Source organism: Desulforhopalus glucosivorans (genome assembly GCF_054397165.1).
The window spans coordinates 2,102,111-2,119,722 of the sequence record NZ_AP044854.1 but is presented as its reverse complement, the minus strand read 5'-3'; the positions used below and the strand labels follow the sequence as shown (position 1 = coordinate 2,119,722).

Genomic DNA, 17,612 nt, shown 5'->3' with positions numbered 1-17,612 from the left:
CCACTCTTCGTCTCAGGTTTTCTCTTAAATGACTAATAAAATATCTTAAGTCTTAGTATATGGAAAACCTATGAAAGAGTAAATGGGCAAGTGTACCTAGTGTTACTAGGTATAAATACCTATAAGTGTGACATGTTGTAAAGATTACAGCGAGTTACATAGGGTATTTCGAAAAAAGAAGGTCGTAAAAAGAAATATTATTTTTGTGTTTTTGCGCTAAACTCCCCTGATTTGTATTTTTATAACAAAGCAGAGGAGTTGGTGGTTTAGTAATTTTTTTCAAGACCTGCGAAATCAAAACTTTTTGCAAGGGTTTTTAATGTGTCTGCAGATTGAATTGAATTGCCCTCGAAAGTCACTGAAGTTTTTTCTCCAATCTGGAAGCTGAGACTTCCGGTCTGATCAGTACTGTTATATAGTTCTGTTCCTGTGTATCCCTTGACACGTACTTGTCGCGTCTGGCCTGTGCCGGTTTCCTGACTGAGCCCTGCGAAAATTGAACCAAGGGCTGCGATGCTTGCAATTTTTCCGGTGAGGCCGCCTATAGCAATATTAAGGCTAATATGACCACCTTCACTGTTACTGTATTCAGCTGTAGCGCCAGCAGTACCTGCGATTGAAGCTGCCGCATCAACTCCCTGTGATTGTTTATTGATGAGGGTATATCCATCAGGTGCATCTGGAATGTATTTTAAAAGTTCTGTTGCGGTCAATTCATTGATTTTAGCCAGGGCATAATTTATTTCTTCAATGGCCTTTTTGAAGTTTCCGTCAGAGACAAACTGTTGGGCTGTTGAAAGGCTATCGACCGCTTCACCCTGGATGTCTTCAGCATAAGAAGGGAGTGAGAGGGTGAGGGCGATTGCTACATGGGCGATTATCTTCTTCATATTGTGTCCTTGGTTGTTTTATTTCTTATGGTTAGTTTCACACTGTAATCTTACTTATTTTTCAAAAAGTTAATGAGTTGTCCATAGTAGTCAAGGACCATATCGCCTGCTGATTGAATAGTGGTTCCAAGAGCTACAAAACCATGGTCTTTTAACATAAAAAATAAAAATCCTTCTTCGGCGAGTTCTAGTGCAGACTGGGCTAACTCCATTGTTCCATAATCATGAAATTGAGTGGTTTCTGGAATGTTAAGCGCACTCGTGTAGTCGTTTAATAGAGATGAGTGACCATGCAGGATGACGGAGATCCCGGGGAATGCAGAATAGATTTCATTATGCAAAAAGCACTCAGATGAAGGCGTGGCAGTGCCATTGGTTGAAAAGGTGTTGGTCGTGCTGTTGTAATCGACTATTTCACAATAGTTATCGATCTGAAGTTGAGCTTCAGGTGTCATACCTGATTTAGTGATTATAAACGAGTCCGTGGGCGTTCTGTATGATTGATTTCCATAGGCTCCTTCAGGGTGTACAGGTGTCAAGCCAAGCTGTGAGAAGATGTAGGCGATTCGATTAAGCTCTGTTAGCTTATCATCATAGGTGAATGTGGCTTTACGTTGAATATGGTTAAATTTAACCCCTTGGTAGCTTTCCATAGTATTAGATTGGTGTTGAAATGAAGATAATAAAAAAGGGGTTCAGTCAAAAGACTGAACCCCTTTATTATTTGTGGTGCTAGAGCGGGAGGGGAACTGTTCTAACATATCTAGTGATTATAGTAAGTAATAGGTTTAAAAAAAGTTCGATTATTGAAATACACCCCTCCGTACACCCCTTATGTTTGGCCTTAATTTTACCTTTGAAGTGTAGCTCACTTCTATATACTATTTTTTTATCAGCTAAGGTCAGGTTTCTAATAATTATAACAAAAAAAAATTTTAACTATCTAGGTCAATCTCTATATCTGTGAGTCTGAGCGGAGTGTGAAGGGTTTTCAGACGAATGATTTGATGATTTTATTCTATCTCACTTGTTGATAAATATCTCTCCCAAGTATTTTTCGGAACGTAGGGAAATTAGGCAGAGTTAAGCCGATTATCTTGATTTTCTTAGACTTGAAAGCCCCAAAAGATGACCACCAGGTCAACATTCTGTTTTTATTGTAAATATTCTAAATTTCATTTGGCAATAATATCTAACACCGTGTAGTATGGTGTAATAAGATATGATTCCGTTTGATTTGGTGAATGTTTCTTATTCACTGAAAAGGATAGTCTTTAAACTTAAGTATAGCAATAAAATCTGATTCACTCTGCTGAGTTCAGATTACCCGTCCGTGTCTCCATGCATGATCTGGCGGGATCTAAGAAAGCTGCTCACCTGCCATTGTCAGATGGCAGAGCTATCCGGTATCCGGTCAATGTGACTTGTGGCGGATACACACCATGAAAAACGATCGTGAGCCACTTGCACGGAAGAGGTTTACGTTTTCCCCGTTTGTAGCAACACAAACAGATGTCCTTGTCTGCTCATACTCCGTTTTGGTGTTGTATGCAAACTGGCGGATCATTGCTCGACACAAGTCCTTTCCATAAATTAAAATGGAATCATGAACAGTCCCCTTAACCAATAGGAGAATGACATGATTTTACCAGAAACCGGTTTCGTTCGTTTACAAAGCATCATTGGAGATCCAAAGGGCAACCCGCCCGTTCCAGCGATTATCCCTGTATCCAAAAGCACCTGGTGGGCTGGGGTGAAATCCGGCAGGTTCCCTGAGCCGATAAAACTTGGTCCACGCATTACCGTCTGGAGGGTAGAAGATATCCATGAGCTGATAGAAAAGAATTCAGTTTCATAGACTCCTTTTTGGCAACGAAAACAAGGTGGTTTTTTAGCCAGCATGTTTGTCCTATATAAGATTAAAGATGATTAAAGAAAGATTAGCTGGTTTTTGTTGTCCTCTGTAACACCCAACAACAAAGGGATTGCAAGAAATCTGCGATTTGGTTTTACGACCGCTATGCCCCCGTCTTTACGACTGCTATGCCCCTTTCGTACGACCGCAATGCCCCCTCGTGTGACCGCAATACCCCCTGCTTACGACCGCTATGCCCCCACCTTACGACCGTTATGCCCCTTCGGTACGACTATAGTGCTCCCGATTTTTATCAAAATGCGACTGCTATGCCCCCTATGATACAGATGAAAATGACCTGAAAGTCACTTTTTATACTCCCGTATGAGAGAGTAAATGTTGCAATTTGTGAGGGTGCCATTTTCCTTTCATAAGTCGTAACTGGATATGCGATTTGTATTTGGCAGGAACAGGTGGTTTCTTCATTTTATGCCTTGTTCTGTTGCAAAATTGGCAAGCAGTTACGATGTTTTTATAAGAGTTTTTCCCTCCATCACACTTGGCTAAAAGATGCTCACCAGTACATTGGAATCTTGATGTTTCTGACTCAGAAATGCCATGTTTAAGAGCGAATTTATTTCGATTTTTCAACCATATCATACAACCACAATAATAACATTTACCTGATTGTTTTTTGAATGCAGCAAGACGTTGTTTTGAGATGTTATTTGACATGTAGGACTCCGAAAATGTTACGGAAGTCTACTCAACAAGGGATAACATTGGGACAGTAGACTTCCTATTTCTTTTTGAAGCCTACTTTGTGTGATTGCAAAAGGCAGAGCAGGCTTCTCTTCATTGAAGCCCGGTCTGACTCATTGCCAGATGACGGGAACCAGTCCGTTTCGGATCCTGGTCACCAAAATACCATTTCGGTAGTATCGGTTATGTAATGAACCAGCATTTCTCATAAATGCTGGCCTCCTGATGTTCTTTTATAAAAAACACCCTTCACTATCCGCTTACCACTTTAGTAGCAAGTCATTGAGCTAAGTGTATTGCAGGATTGGTATGTCGTCAACTTATTTTATGGGCAATTGGGACTCTCTATACAAAAGGCATACCTCGCCACGGAAATAGGAGACCGACAATCAAATATCCTATTGCTTTTTTGCGTGCTTTTATAGGGCAGTCTCAACTATTATTTCGATCTGACAAACAAAAATAATGTTGATAAAATATCTTGAAAATGGAGTAACTTTTCGAAGTGTATGGTTCGCCCTTATCGCTTACAATTTGTATTGTAGCAGGCTGTCTGTCGATGAATAAATTCTTTGGTTATGGTAAAGTCAGCAGTTACTCCATTTTAGCGTAATTCCGAGAAAACAGGTTTTGTTTTACGCATACACTGGAATTTTCATACACGAAGTTGCAGGTGATGTTTTCTTTGATCGCAATTTCGAACCTTTTGCTTTTGTTTACGATTGTAATATTTAATTAATCCCATCAACATCCAAATGTCCTATTTGGAGGATGTCTTTTAATATAGCCAGACCTACAGACAAATCCTGCCTCGTTTCCGGGCTGGTAATGGCCAATCGGACATATTGACCGATGGCTTGATTACCAACACCAAATTTCTCGCCGCAGAATATATTTACACCTCTTCGAAGGGCATATGTTTCAAACTGAGCAGCGCTCCACGGCTTGGGTAACTGATACCATTGGTAGAATTTTTGTGTGGGAGGTAGAGGGTATTGAAAGGGAAGCGTTGAACCTACGATGCTGTTTCTTGATTTTGCTTCTTTAAGTTTAGCCTTGATCACCTGATCTATGGTGCCATCTTCAATTACATCGCAGAGGATTGCAGTATTGAGTGATGGAGCCATCCATATGGTATTGAGCACCGCCCGGATCAGCTGTTCTCGTATTTTGGGAGAACTAAAGACAAAAGCTGATCTCAGACCTGCAAAAAGTATTTTAGAGAAGTTGGCAATAAATATGCTGTTGTCAGGAATAAATGATGACAGGGCAGGTTGAGGGTTTTCAGAAGTGAAGTAATAGGCATCATCTTCGATGAGAAGTAACCGGTGTTTTTTTATGAGCTCGATGATCTCAATTCTTCTCCTTTCCCCCATTGTAATCCCAGTTGGGTTGTGGCAACTCGGCATGAGATAAATTCCCTCAATAGGGTGACTGTTGCATGCACTATTAAGAGAATCTGGAATCATCCCGTTTTCGTCCATGTTTATGGGGACAAGGCGGATATTCATCATTGAGGCTAACGCTTTTAAGCCTGGATACGATAAACAATCCACTGCTATACGACTTTCCGGCCTAAAACAAGCGATAAAAGTACAGGTTAAGGCATGCTGTGCTCCTGCTGTTACCACTACTAGGTCGGGCCTCATGGAGAGGCTAAACCTACTTGCCCACTCAGCTCCGATTTGCAGATGCTGCGATAAACCGGAAGGTTCTGTATAGCGGGCATATGAGGCAAGATCATGGTTGGTTGAGAGTTTAATGAGTCGTGGTTGTAAGTCCGGATCAAGGGAATGGAGTGGAGAAACCACTCCCAGCTCAATCTGTTTCAGATTGTGTTTTTCTATTGGAATCATTTCCGGGTTTATCGAAACGTCAGTAGAGACGAAGGTACCTTTTCCCACAATACCACTTATCAGTCCTCTATTCTCAGCTACCCTGTATGCACGAGATACGGTGGACAGATTTACAGACAATTGATCAGCGAGTTCTCTTTGCGGAGGCAATTGTTCACCTGCCAAAACGTTTCCAGCTGAAATGTCAGATTCAAGGGCATCTGCAATACTCAAGTATTTGGGTGATCGCAGATTAATATCGGTTGCTTTCCACACAATATCTCTCCTGGTAAATATTGTTTTGCATACAATGCAGTCGTTGAATTTGTGAAAACCATACAATATATAAGTAGTACTACCAATCAAGATTTACATCGATAGCAGACCGTGTAAATGGTCCAACAATATTTTGATAATGTTGTGAAACTGTGGAGAAACAAGATGAAAGACGTCAACGATCCAAACGTACCAGAAGATCTTGGCAAGCAAAAAAAAGATTCGTTAGCCACAATCAGCGGAGATACATACCCAAAACCGACAATTGCCGTAGTGCAGGCGGCACCTGTTTATAACAACAGGGATGCAACTATAAAAAAGGTACGTAGGCTGACAGAAGAAGCGAAAGCTAACGGAGCAGATTTTGTCGTTTTCTCAGAAACATTTATATCCGGTTTCCCTTCATGGGTGCACATGCATGCGCCTATTGATCAACTGGGTTTATTCAAACAACTGGTTGAAAACGCAATTGAGATCCCCAGTCCCGCCTTTTATGAGCTGCAGCAGATTGCAAAAGATAACAACGTATTCTTATCAATCGGGGTGAATGAAAAAGCTCCACGGCAAAGTATTGGGGTCTTGTGGAACACCAACCTTATCTTTGACCGCAATGGAAACATGATTGCCAGGCATAGAAAGCTGCTTCCAACCTGGTCGGAAAAACTTGTCTGGTCCTTTGGTGACGGCTCCACAATGAATGTTCACGATACAGAAATAGGACGAATAGGGGCACTTATTTGCGGGGAAAACACTAATTCACTCGCAAAATATGCACTTATTTCACAAGGCGAGCAAATCCATATATCAACATACCCACCGTTCTTTCCAACGTCCCGCAACCCCTCAGGAGGGCAGGACTATTTCGACACACTACTTGTCCGAGCATGTTCAATGTCCTATGAAGGAAAACTCTTTACTGTGGTTTCTTCCCAGGCAATTGACGAGGAAGGTATGGAAATTTTGGCAATGGGAAGTAAAAAAATACGAGATTTAATGGATAAACTTACCTTCGCAGGCTCAATGATTGTCAGCCCTTCAGGCACCATTTGTAGCGAGGTAATAAAAGATAATAAAGAGGGTATCGCCTACGCTGAATGTGATATTTCTACTGAAATACCTTTGAAAGCAATGCATGATATTTCAGGAAACTATCAGAGAAATGATGTCTTTAATTTTGCGATCAATAAATCAGTACTTGAACCCGTATATTGTACATGTGAAAGGAACGAGAGCGAAAACAGAGACTATTTCCCATTTACTCCCGGGACTGAACCTGAGTAGGAATTCTGAAATATTAATCCTTTTATAAGGCTGTAACTCAATAATACTCATAGGGAAAAGTAAGAGTGGAAAAGGTAATCGATGTACGATCAGATACAGTAACCCATCCGACGCAAGCCATGAAAGAGGCTATGTACAATGCAGAAATAGGCGATGATATCATGGGTGAGGATCCAACGGTAAAACGTTTGGAGGAAATGGTTGCTGATATGCTGGGAAAAGAGGCGGGCCTTTTTACCTGCTCGGGTACTATGGCGAACCAACTGGCAGTAATGAGTTATACCAACAGAGGTGAGGAACTGCTGGTTGGTGATAATTCCCACATTTTTAACCTTGAAGTAGGAGGGGTTGCGGCATTATCTCAGGTACAGGCGAGATCCTTTCCTGTGGAAAAGGGCGTATATGACGTCGATTTAATAGAAGGATTAGTTCAGGCAAGAGGCATTCAAAGAGCTATTACCGGCCTCATTTGTATGGAAAACAGTCACGATCTAAATAAGGGGCTTGTAGTATCAAAGCAAAATATAGATAAGGTTTGCGCGTTGGCTGGAAGGTACGACTTACCCGTGTATCTGGATGGTGCCAGACTGTTAAATGCAGAAGCCGCCCTTGGAGTATCTGCAAAAGAAATAGTTGAGAATGTTGATGCCGTTATGATTGCGATGACCAAGGGCCTTGCCTCTCCATTTGGAGCAGTACTTACAGGAACCAGGGACTTCATTGAAAAGGCCAGGTGGTATAAACAACGAATTGGTGGTGGCCTTAGACAGGCGGGGTTTATGGCTGCCCCCGCTATAGTTGCTCTGGAAACCATGAAGCCTCAACTTTTACGCGATCATGAAAATGCCACGTTACTAGGGAGTCTTCTTACAAACATGGATAACCTTGTGGTAGACATCAGGGACATTCAAACAAATATTGTCACAGGTACTATTGCTACACCTGGCCTATCTATTAATAACTTCCTTGGAAAATTACTTAATAAAGGAATTAAGGCCAAGAAAATTTCTCAAAGTTCATTTAGAATGGTAACTCACTATGGAGTTGATGAAGAAAATGTAAGGTATCTAGCAGCTGAGGTTAGAAATATACTCGAAGAGTATTGACCACAGGCCCACACGGTAGTTGAATAGAATTGTTGATAAATAACCGGGTAGAGGGAGTGTGTTAGGCACAACAGGAGATAATATAAATTCAAACATGTAGCATTTTGTGATCATTTAAGTATGATAAAATACTGAAAAGAGGGGGGCAGCAACTGAAGGGGGACACATGAAAATGACGGTCTGTAAATTTGCTCTTAATAGCATGTATTTGCCCTCGAATTAGGAGCGAAGTTGTTACAGCGTGTAGCACTTCAGAGGGTATCATAAATGGAAAAAGTGTCACCGAAAAGTTGCCAACTTCTATGAAATGCAAAAGATGACAAAAAGCACTGATAAACCAGCTAAACAGTACAAGGTTCACACGCTGGAAAGAGGCTTAGAGCTTATTGAGCTGCTCTCAGAAGTGGGAAAACCTGTTTCATTAACTGAAATAAGTAAGCTCGCTGGTTTTAATATGAGCACTTGCCATCGGATACTTGATTCTTTGAAAAGCACTGGATATGTAAGGCAAGACTCAGAAGATAATTGCTACAGTCTTTCTTTTAAGCTTGTTCAGTTGGCGGGGAAAATAAGTTGGCATAAGCTTTTTAAAGATGAGATCAGGCCAGTAGTAAAGAACCTGGCCGAGCGTGTTAAGCTAACCGCCTATGTCATTGTCTACGACAATGAAGAAGCGCTCTGCATTGAGCGAATTGATGGGAATCCTCATATCAGAATTGCTGTACTTGATGTTGGGGGACGCATGCCACTACACATTGGTGCAGGGCCAAAGTTACTATTAGCTCACTTAAGTGAAGCGGAGCAGGAAAAAATTATTGCAAGTAAACCTCTTTTCGCAATGACAAAAAAAACGATTACAAGCCCAGAATTGTTGAGGAAAAACTTAAAAGAAATTCGTAAATGTGGCTACTCGATTAGTGACCAGGATGGTACGGATGGAGTTTCTGCTCTTGGTTGGCCGATAAGAGGGGCTGAAGGGGAAATTTTAGCAGCATTGACAATCTGCGGAGTCTCTGCCTCTTTTGATGAAGAACATCATCAGATTTTACTGGATGAACTTCGTAAGGCTGCGAATGAAATAACCTCTCAAAACCTCTCAAATTAATACTCTGTTCAATTCATATATTTTTATTTTCCGAAATGAGATAAGCGAAGTGTCTTCGCGGTAATTTGTAGAGCGACTTCTTTTCTCGTTCTTAGAAAGCCCACCCCTCTCAACAATCCACTCAGAATATACAAAGAGAAGAACGTCTGCAGCATTATCTACTGCTTTAGCTAAAGCAGAGAACTCGCATTGCTCTCTTCAGTATTTTTTATAATTCCAGTTATTCCAATATTTCCACCTGTGGTCATGATTGTAGTCCTCATGCACTATGAAAGTCCCGCATTTGGCTCAGTACAATTGGCTTGTACCGTGAATACTTTCACGGCAGATTGGTGTGATAGCATAAGAATTATCTGTTGACATCGTACTTTCTTTAAGGTATCTCATATAATGAAATTTAATTTCGATATGTGAAAATATGCGCTTTAAACTGATACCTTAGGCCTTAATTTGCCTGAGGGTTAATACTAATTACTCAAAGAGGGAAAAATGTCAGATTTCAAGGCAATGAGCACTGCTCTGGTAGCATGTGATGAGGCTGAGTTAATGAATCTCGTTGATAGTGCATTGGCAAGCGGTGTCTCAGCAGCTGATATCCTAAATAAAGGCTTGATTGGTGGAATGGATATTGTCGGAGGTAAAATGGAAAGCGGCGAAATGTTTATTCCAGAAGTACTGATGGCAGCACAGAGCATGGCAAATTGTGTCGCTGTTTTGAAGCCGCTTTTAGGAGATAGTGCCGTTGGAGCTGCCGGTAGAGTTGCAATTGGTACTGTCAAAGGTGATCTTCATGATATTGGAAAAAATCTAGTCACAATGATGCTTGAAAGTGGTGGCATGGAAATCTTTGATCTCGGTGTGGATCTTGATCCTTCCGCTTTTGTACAGGCAATTCGAGAAAAAGAAGTACAGGTGGTCTGCCTATCAGCTCTTCTCACCACTACCATGCCAATGATGAAAGAGACTATAGATGCTATCACCGAAGCTGGGCTTCGCGATCAGGTCAAAATTCTGATTGGTGGAGCACCAGTCAGCCAAGAGTTTGCAGACGAAATTGGTGCTGATGGATTTGCCCCGGATGCCGGATCGGCAGGAAAAATCGCAAAGACACTTATTCACTAAAAGGGAGTCGGCACATCCCAATCGTGTATGGACTGTAGATGATGTCTACATTCGAGCAGGAAGTAAATTATTAAATTCAAGCTCATCGCGATATAGGTTTCGTTTCCGATTGAGCAATCTCACTACAAGAGGGTATTCCCATGCAAGCCAAGATGACAAATAGAGAAAGAATACTAGCTGCACTTTCCCATGAACAACCTGACATGGTGCCATTAGATATGGGAGGATCTGTTGATAGCAGTATCACTGTTGCCGGTTATGAAAAGCTTAAAGATCACTTTGGAGTCAAAGTTGAAAACAACATCTCTCATGTGATGATGCAGGTGGTTGAGCCGGATGAAACTATTCTGAAAAAACTCGATATTGATACACGTTCTGTTCTTCCTGGGCCGTTGCCAGGAGGACGCTTTGTAGATGAGAGCGTGCATATCGATCCTTGGGGGATTGAGAGGGTAAAACCAGTGGGAGGGCATTACTTTGATCAGATGAAATATCCTCTTTCCGGGCCACTGACCATCAAAGAAATAAGTAATTATCCTTGGCCTGACCCGGATCAACCAGAGCTTATTGAGCCGCTCAAAAGAAGAATTCAGTGGATCAGGGAGAATACTGACTGTGCTACGGTATTAAATATTCCCGCTCCGTTTGTTCATATATCCCAATATTTAAGAGGCTTTCAAGATTGGTATATGGACATGGTGCGGGATCCGCCCCTTCTAGAGGCTCTCTTTGATGCGGTTAATGACGTAACAATGCAGATCACACGCAACCTGCTGAAAGAAGTTGGCCAAGACGTTGATATCATATTTAATTCTGACGATCTTGGAGCCCAAAGAGGACTGCAGTTTAGTCGTGATCACTATCTTAAATTTATCCAGCCAAGACATAAGCAATTTTTTGATCTGGTTAAAAGCATGTCACCTGCAAAGATAGTGTTTCATTCCTGTGGGGCTATAACATCTATCTTGGATGACTTGGTTGATATGGGAATTGATTGCATCAATCCTGTACAGACCTCAGCAACGGGAATGGAGCCTCTCGAGTTGAAAAAGAAATGGGGAGATAAGCTGGCTTTCTGGGGAGGGGTTGATAGTGTAAATATACTACCCAAAGGAAGTCCTGCCGACGTTAAAAAGACTGTAGAGCAACTGGTTGAGGAGCTCGGAGAAGGTGGGGGATATGTTCTTGGTTCTGTGCATAATATCCAGCCTGATGTTCCTGTCGAAAACATCTTAACAATGTTTCAGCATGCCAGAGAGTACGTGCCTTCGTATTTAAAATAATCTGAACGTCTTTTATTTTGATATAGCACGTTTTTATATAAGGAAATTACAGGATGTTACTGCGATTCATTTGTCACAGTAACACCTGTAGAGGGAATATTATGTTCACAGTAATTGGTGAGAGAAACAACACCACATTAAAAAAGGTTCAAGCAGCTGTAATAGATCGAGATGGTCAATATATAGCTCAGGATGTTATAAAGCAGGCCGAGGCTGGCGCATCCTATATTGATGTAAATGCAGGGGCCCGTATTGGTCATGAAGAAGCGGATATGAAATGGCTGCTTCAAGTAGTTCAAGAAGCGACCGATCTCCCTCTCTGTTTAGATAGCCCAGATCCGGCAATTCTTGAAATGGCCTATGAGCTGGTTAAACATAAGCCGATGATTAACTCCATAAGCCTTGAAAAAGATCGGTTTGAGCCGATGATAAAGTACTTAGAAGGCAAAGAGTGTCGTATTATAGCACTTTGTATGGATGATTCGGGTATGCCCAAAGATGCCGAAGATATTGTCGGACGTGCAGTAACTCTGGTAGAAGAACTTGAAAAAATCGGGTTTTCTCGAGACGATATTTTTATCGACCCTCTCATTCAACCTATGAGCGTCGATGTAACAAATGGAATGATGGCTATGAACGCCATTAAATCTATTAACGAAAAAGTACCCGGTGTTCATACAACTGGAGGATTGTCAAATATTTCATACGGTCTTCCCCAGAGAAAAATCATCAATAGATGTTTTCTGGCTATGATGATAGCCTATGGATTTGACTCAGCAATAATGGATCCTCTTGATAATGATATCATGGCACTGATGAGAACCGCAGATATGCTTGGGGGGCACGATCAATTCTGTATGAACTATATAAAAAGTGTTCGGGCAGGTACTATTGTCGCATAAAGTAATAGTAATGTAGGCTATGACTTCCACCATCTGGTGGGGATGGACCCGGGCAGACTATTATACGAAAAATTTCTAATTGTCTGGCTGGGTTTTGACAACTATCTTTTGTTTTTTAAGCTAAATGGCAACTCGACTGTAGATTCCATGGTAAAGGTGTATTTATCACCACGGTACAGTGACTCCAGGACTTCAAGAACCACTTCCTCATCGTTATAAAGCAAAGATTGCATCGCTATACATGGGTGGTGCTGATCAATCCCCAGGAGTGTTTGTTCTTCTTGGGTAGGTTGTCTGCTGGTAAACGATATTTTGACGTGAGAAATTCGTTCCTGCCCATACTTTTCAATAAGAGGATAATAGGATTGGTTAGTATCTAAATCCTCAAAAACAGCAGATAACTTATCATTGAGAAAAGTTCTTTCTAAAAGAGCCAGCTCCCCATCAAGAGAGATTATCCGTTTAAACGACAGGAGTTCTTTTCCCTTTCCGTTTAGCATCATACGAATATCATCAGGAACGCTTCCCCACTTTTTCTCTATAGTCTTAAAATCTGTGTTTCCAGATACACTATCCTGGGAGACGACCTCTAACTTGTTCAATGTGCGAGCTAGTTGGGGATGAGTATCTCGAATAAGAAATGTACCTTTCCCACTTCTTCGAATTATCATGTCTGCTTTTTCGAGCTTAGACATGGCTGTTCGAACGGTAGTGCGATTAACGCCAAACCGCTCAACGATACTTTTTTCCGTGGGTAACTGCTCCCCTACACAGATTTTTTTCTCCTTAATCTGAGTCAGAAGCCAGTCATATATCTCTATATGTTTATTGTTGGAAACTTTTTTGGTCATTTTCTGGTTTAGCATTGTTGAAATCATGAAGAGTTACCAGGAATCATCATTTATTCTTACTCACCTAATTCGACATTTCCTGGCTATAGTTATGTCACCATAACAATAATGAAAAAAATTCAAAACTCCCAAGATTATCTGATTTACAACGGCTCCAAAAACTATTGCTGTCATAGTATTTTCAGAGAACCACAACAAAAAAGAGCCGATAGCATCTAGTCTTACAACAATTGTTCAATCTGCAACCATATAGATTTTTTTGATATCTGTTATGACATCCCACTTCATGGCCGTTCCTTTTGGGATATATAAGGTATCACCTGCTTCAAAATTACATATGGTTCCGTCAGGGTGTGTGACTGCACCGGTACCCTCCAGTATGTGACAAATCTCATTTGCTGCGTGAGCGTCTATAGTAAATGCTCCTTTTTTACAGCACCAAACTCCTGCCTGGACAGAATCTGAGACATAATACTTCTCTACTTTGGTGGAGGTATTGCCAAGTTTTGACTCAACACACTCAACGACTGGAGCTTCTGCAAATTTTATTACCTGTTCGTTCATAGAGACACCTTATTAGACATGGTAAGTTACCTTAAATGTGGGAAAATCAATTTTAAATTTATGAATACGACTTTCAAACTCTTCTTTGCTGAACGGTTTAAGATGGCGAAGAGTATATGGTTGGCCAATTGATGTGTACTTCTGTTCGCCCAGTCGGTGATAGTTGAGAAACTCAACCTGTTTTACTGCCGTTTTTTCTAAAAGATATTCCCCTAGTCTTGCGAAATCATTGTCGGAGGAGTTGAGAGTTGGGATAGTAGGAATACGCACTATGAGCCCTTGATGAATCTGTGAAATCTTTTCAAGGTTTTCAAGTATCAGACTGTTGCTAACACCAGTGATTTCAAGGTGAACAGCATCATCCACGTGTTTAATGTCGAAATAGATGAGATCCAGTTGGCTGCTCAGCCTTTGGAGCGTTTCATATGGTGCACAACCCGATGTCTCAATAGCAGTATGTATTCCCCATCTTTTACATTTTTTCAGTACCGCTTCAGCAAAGAGTGGCTGAGATAAGGGCTCTCCCCCAGATAAGGTCACTCCCCCCCCAGAATTCCTATAAAAAAGGCTTTCTTTCTGGATCTTCTCCAAAACTGTATTGACTGTTACTTCATAGCTATCAACACGCAAGGCAGATGACGGGCAATTTTTGATACACTCCCCGCAAAGAGTGCACCTGGTACGGTCAATTTCAATCTGATCGCTCCAGCTAATACATTCTTCTGGACAAATAGTAGAACACTCCCGACAGCCGGTACAACGTGATGCAGAGTGGAACAACTGTCGCTTTTTATTCTGGGTATCAGGATTTGCGCACCACAAACATTGCAGAGGACAACCTTTAAAAAAAATTGTCGTCCGGATCCCAGGACCGTCATGTAATGAGAAGTCTTGTATATTGACTATCTCAGCTGTTAAATCACGCATATCTTTTACTATGAAAATTAGGAGTAATATTATGGGATTCGTTTATAGAGCATGTGTTGTTCTACTGATAATATCGTCTTGAACCTCTTTACTCAGCTCAACAAAATACGCGCTGTAACCCGCAACTCTAATGAGTAAAGAGCGGTAATCATCAGGTTGCTGTTGGGCGCATTGTAACACTTCCTGGCCTATGACATTGAACTGGATATGAAAAAGATCCATATCAATAAATGTCTTCATAAATGCTGAGATACGACGTTGACCTTCAGTACCATCGACAGAGTTTGGGGTAAATTTCATATTGAGCAATGTCCCTCCATCAATAGCTGGGTAGGGGAGTGTAGATAAAGATTGCAGCACGCCTGTTGGTCCTTTTCTGTCAGAGCTCGGGCATGGAGAACAACCGTCTGCAAGGGGGGTGTAAGCCTTTCTCCCTGAAGGCAGTGCTCCGATAGATATTCCTTGTGGGACATTTGAGGAAACAGGATAAAGCGCGGGGAGTTTATCATTGCCAAGTAGACCTTTGTAGCTTCTACATTTCTCTATGAGGTAGGAAAATAAAGTTTCCCCTATTGAATCAGCTTTAGTTTCACCATTCCCCCATCTATATGGGTTTTCGTCTATGAGCTTTTTAAGTTTTTCGTAACCCTGGTAATTGTCTTCCAGAGCTTTTGCTATCTCTCTTAGAGTTGTCTGTTGCGTTTCAAAAACGATCTGTTTAACAGCGCTGAGGGAGTCAATAAAATCTCCAACTCCATTACCGTTCATACCAGGGCCACTATTATAAACTGCTCCACCTCTGGTGAGATCTCTACCGGTGGCAACACAACCATCGGTGAGAATTGATGCAAATGGATTCTGTAAGTGTTTGTAGTGGAGGTTTTCCAGCAGGTTCTGAATAACATTAAAGTGGGTGAGTAAATGATCGAGTTGTGCGTATGTTCGTTTTTCAAACTCCTTCCAACTCGTTATGTCTGAAACCGGCCCGGTTTCAAGGCCAATTCTTTTACCGGATTTTCTATGAACTCCATTGGTGAACACAAATTCTACAACTGCAGCTAGATTATAATGCCCCGATGAACTCCACTGATAGGTTTTGCCAGGAACTTGAGGCTCTACACAACCAATAGGAGCCCACTCACGTGCAATTTCAGGTGGAACCCCTTTCTTCATAACCGCTTCAATTCCTACCCTGTCAGAATGAATAGAAGGAAATCCAGTGCCGGTTTGAACTAACTCCGCAATTTTGAGGAAAAAATCTTCTGGGTTTTTATGACTAATGCGAACGGAGAGAGAAGGTTGCACCATCTGCAGATTAATGGTGGCTTGAAGCATAAGGTAACTCAACTCATTGACGAGATCATTACCATGACGCCCTGTGCCTCCAAGGCAGATATTTTGAAAGGCACAAAATCCAGCATAATGGTGTGCGGCTTCTTCACACCAGTACCAGATCTGTTCACCAGTTTTTACCCAAAATGACTCCAGAATTTCCAGTGCATATTCTTCAGACAGTATCCCGCTCTTAATATCGCGTTGGTAGTATGGGTAAAGATATTGATCCAGCCTTCCCAAAGAATATCCACCTGCATTGCCCTCAATGTGCAACCCTACAAGCAGAAAATAGACGAGTTGTACGGCTTGTTCGAAATTTTCGGCTGGTTGATATGCAATATGGCGACAATTAGACGCCATGCGCAACAACTCCTCTGCTCTACCTGATTCTGCAGTGTGTGCTTGGTGTTCACATTCGTCCGCGTATCTGGTAACCAGAGTCGCAAATGCGGTGCATGTAAAGAGCACAGACTCATAAAAGGCCTTTTTCTCATAATCCATGTGGTTATGGGAAAGATCTAAAGATGAAAGTCCTTCCTCAGCTTGTTGTACAATTTGTCCGAAACCTCCTTGCAAAATGGAGGGAATATCCGGGACAAAGTCACCAGGAACACAGTTATATTTAATTGCTGAGTCGATGACGCCCCCAACCTTTAAAACGTCCAGTGTTGCGGGAGGAACCTGTTTGAGGAAGTGATCTTCTACAGTCCTGCCTTTCCAGTAGGGAAATATCTCTTCACGGAAAATTCGTTTTTCATCTTCTGTTATTGCATAAGGGTCCTGGGATCTACCAGATATTGTTTCAAGCTCATCAATGAGCCACAATGCTGCAAGTTCAGGGTGGATCACCGCACATCTGCCAGTCCTGCCAGCATTACCAACAATCAGCTCGTTCGGATGGATCGTGATTGTCTTTGATTTACAAGTTTCTAAAAAGGATTTTGCCCGACGGATAATCTCTTCTTCACCTTCTGTTTCATGATAAACCTTAGTTTTGGCAATTGCCGCCTCAAGGCAAATTGAAGGAGTGTAGGAAAAGAACTGTTCTTTGAGTTTGTTCCCTCTATCAGAAATTGTCATACCTTCAGTCATATCGAGCATTAGAATCCTCCATTAGTTAGCGCGGCCTATTTTCTTTCACCATTTTACGTATAGGCAATACACTCTAGTGTACTGTTTTCGTAAAAGGGTGACGAAATAATTAAATGGTCAACCTTTGGGTGATTAAACATTATCTACTGCTAAGTTGTCAACTCCAAAGTTTGATTATAAAGGAGCTCTACTTAACAATCTCCGTTGCTCATTTAGGATGGTTACGTATCGATTACAGGGTAAGAACACAGGGGGGATGGTTGGCGCGTGCAGGACTTGTTAGTTGGAACGTCGTGCTATGTATTAGGAATCCTCATTTTTACTCGAGAAAGAATATCGAATTATCACTCAATAGAGAACATGTTTTTTAAGTTAGGATATAGTGGAAATAGTGCGCCACGAGGCTGCACGGAAGATGAGGGTAGG

Annotated in this window: 15 protein-coding genes; 7 read left to right on the top strand and 8 right to left on the bottom strand. The window is 41.5% G+C overall.

The window, feature by feature from the left end; translation table 11 throughout:
• Window positions 1-266: 266 nt before the first annotated feature.
• Both ACX6CI_RS09120 and ACX6CI_RS09115 read right to left on the bottom strand, forming a co-directional pair.
• Complete coding sequence (locus ACX6CI_RS09120) at window positions 267-890, bottom strand: hypothetical protein (RefSeq protein ID WP_458777847.1); 624 nt, start codon at window positions 888-890, stop codon at window positions 267-269.
• 50 nt (window positions 891-940) lie between these two features.
• Window positions 941-1,543 (bottom strand): class II aldolase/adducin family protein, encoded by a 603-nt coding sequence (locus ACX6CI_RS09115; protein ID WP_458777846.1) that lies wholly within the window; start codon window positions 1,541-1,543, stop codon window positions 941-943.
• Window positions 1,544-2,529: 986 nt separating this feature from the next.
• Here ACX6CI_RS09115 and ACX6CI_RS09110 point away from each other — a divergent pair.
• Window positions 2,530-2,748 carry a helix-turn-helix transcriptional regulator gene (locus tag ACX6CI_RS09110; protein WP_458777845.1) on the top strand — a complete coding sequence of 73 codons (219 nt, stop codon included), beginning with the start codon at window positions 2,530-2,532 and terminating at the stop codon, window positions 2,746-2,748.
• A 369-nt stretch (window positions 2,749-3,117) separates the two neighbouring features.
• On the opposite strand, the gene ACX6CI_RS09105 is transcribed toward ACX6CI_RS09110, so the two are convergent.
• Together ACX6CI_RS09105 and ACX6CI_RS09100 are read right to left on the bottom strand one after the other, a co-directional pair.
• Entirely contained in the window at window positions 3,118-3,480 is a 363-nt protein-coding gene (locus ACX6CI_RS09105) for an HNH endonuclease (protein WP_458777844.1), read from the bottom strand.
• 758 nt (window positions 3,481-4,238) lie between these two features.
• Window positions 4,239-5,618, bottom strand: a complete 1,380-nt coding sequence (locus ACX6CI_RS09100) for an aminotransferase-like domain-containing protein (RefSeq protein ID WP_458777843.1) — start codon at window positions 5,616-5,618, stop codon at window positions 4,239-4,241.
• A 165-nt stretch (window positions 5,619-5,783) separates the two neighbouring features.
• Between ACX6CI_RS09100 and ACX6CI_RS09095 the strand changes: the two genes are divergently transcribed.
• The 6 genes from ACX6CI_RS09095 (at window position 5,784) to ACX6CI_RS09070 (ending at window position 12,417) form a co-directional block, all read left to right on the top strand.
• A complete protein-coding gene (locus tag ACX6CI_RS09095) occupies window positions 5,784-6,899 on the top strand; it encodes a carbon-nitrogen hydrolase family protein (RefSeq protein ID WP_458777842.1) in 1,116 nt (371 codons plus the stop codon).
• A 65-nt stretch (window positions 6,900-6,964) separates the two neighbouring features.
• Complete coding sequence (locus ACX6CI_RS09090; RefSeq protein WP_458777841.1) at window positions 6,965-8,005, top strand: threonine aldolase family protein; 1,041 nt, start codon at window positions 6,965-6,967, stop codon at window positions 8,003-8,005.
• Window positions 8,006-8,321: 316 nt separating this feature from the next.
• Window positions 8,322-9,110: an IclR family transcriptional regulator gene (locus ACX6CI_RS09085; protein ID WP_458777840.1), complete on the top strand. Its 789-nt coding sequence runs from the start codon at window positions 8,322-8,324 to the stop codon at window positions 9,108-9,110.
• A 489-nt stretch (window positions 9,111-9,599) separates the two neighbouring features.
• On the top strand, window positions 9,600-10,232 hold the full coding sequence (locus ACX6CI_RS09080; protein WP_458777839.1) for a corrinoid protein: 633 nt from the start codon (window positions 9,600-9,602) through the stop codon (window positions 10,230-10,232).
• 140 nt (window positions 10,233-10,372) lie between these two features.
• Window positions 10,373-11,515, top strand: a complete 1,143-nt coding sequence (locus tag ACX6CI_RS09075) for a uroporphyrinogen decarboxylase family protein (protein WP_458777838.1) — start codon at window positions 10,373-10,375, stop codon at window positions 11,513-11,515.
• Between the two features lie 101 nt (window positions 11,516-11,616).
• The gene (locus ACX6CI_RS09070; RefSeq protein ID WP_458777837.1) at window positions 11,617-12,417 is read left to right on the top strand and encodes a dihydropteroate synthase; all 801 of its coding nucleotides are present in this window, start codon (window positions 11,617-11,619) and stop codon (window positions 12,415-12,417) included.
• A gap of 101 nt (window positions 12,418-12,518) precedes the next feature.
• On the opposite strand, the gene ACX6CI_RS09065 is transcribed toward ACX6CI_RS09070, so the two are convergent.
• From ACX6CI_RS09065 to ACX6CI_RS09050, 4 genes are all read right to left on the bottom strand, one after another.
• Entirely contained in the window at window positions 12,519-13,295 is a 777-nt protein-coding gene (locus ACX6CI_RS09065; protein ID WP_458777836.1) for a GntR family transcriptional regulator, read from the bottom strand.
• Window positions 13,296-13,502: 207 nt separating this feature from the next.
• Window positions 13,503-13,832, bottom strand: a complete 330-nt coding sequence (locus tag ACX6CI_RS09060; protein WP_458777835.1) for a cupin domain-containing protein — start codon at window positions 13,830-13,832, stop codon at window positions 13,503-13,505.
• A 12-nt stretch (window positions 13,833-13,844) separates the two neighbouring features.
• A complete protein-coding gene (locus tag ACX6CI_RS09055) occupies window positions 13,845-14,759 on the bottom strand; it encodes a glycyl-radical enzyme activating protein (RefSeq protein ID WP_458777834.1) in 915 nt (304 codons plus the stop codon).
• Between the two features lie 42 nt (window positions 14,760-14,801).
• Window positions 14,802-17,195: a glycyl radical protein gene (locus ACX6CI_RS09050; RefSeq protein ID WP_458777832.1), complete on the bottom strand. Its 2,394-nt coding sequence runs from the start codon at window positions 17,193-17,195 to the stop codon at window positions 14,802-14,804.
• Window positions 17,196-17,612 lie beyond the last annotated feature (417 nt).

Coding starts and splice junctions, on each gene's coding strand:
- ACX6CI_RS09120 (WP_458777847.1), bottom strand. CDS start 890: ATGAAGAAGATAATCGCCCATGTAGCAATCGCCCTCACCCTCTCACTC.
- ACX6CI_RS09115 (WP_458777846.1), bottom strand. CDS start 1,543: ATGGAAAGCTACCAAGGGGTTAAATTTAACCATATTCAACGTAAAGCC.
- ACX6CI_RS09110 (WP_458777845.1), top strand. CDS start 2,530: ATGATTTTACCAGAAACCGGTTTCGTTCGTTTACAAAGCATCATTGGA.
- ACX6CI_RS09105 (WP_458777844.1), bottom strand. CDS start 3,480: ATGTCAAATAACATCTCAAAACAACGTCTTGCTGCATTCAAAAAACAA.
- ACX6CI_RS09095 (WP_458777842.1), top strand. CDS start 5,784: ATGAAAGACGTCAACGATCCAAACGTACCAGAAGATCTTGGCAAGCAA.
- ACX6CI_RS09085 (WP_458777840.1), top strand. CDS start 8,322: ATGACAAAAAGCACTGATAAACCAGCTAAACAGTACAAGGTTCACACG.
- ACX6CI_RS09080 (WP_458777839.1), top strand. CDS start 9,600: ATGTCAGATTTCAAGGCAATGAGCACTGCTCTGGTAGCATGTGATGAG.
- ACX6CI_RS09075 (WP_458777838.1), top strand. CDS start 10,373: ATGCAAGCCAAGATGACAAATAGAGAAAGAATACTAGCTGCACTTTCC.
- ACX6CI_RS09070 (WP_458777837.1), top strand. CDS start 11,617: ATGTTCACAGTAATTGGTGAGAGAAACAACACCACATTAAAAAAGGTT.
- ACX6CI_RS09065 (WP_458777836.1), bottom strand. CDS start 13,295: ATGATTTCAACAATGCTAAACCAGAAAATGACCAAAAAAGTTTCCAAC.
- ACX6CI_RS09060 (WP_458777835.1), bottom strand. CDS start 13,832: ATGAACGAACAGGTAATAAAATTTGCAGAAGCTCCAGTCGTTGAGTGT.
- ACX6CI_RS09055 (WP_458777834.1), bottom strand. CDS start 14,759: ATGCGTGATTTAACAGCTGAGATAGTCAATATACAAGACTTCTCATTA.
- ACX6CI_RS09050 (WP_458777832.1), bottom strand. CDS start 17,195: ATGCTCGATATGACTGAAGGTATGACAATTTCTGATAGAGGGAACAAA.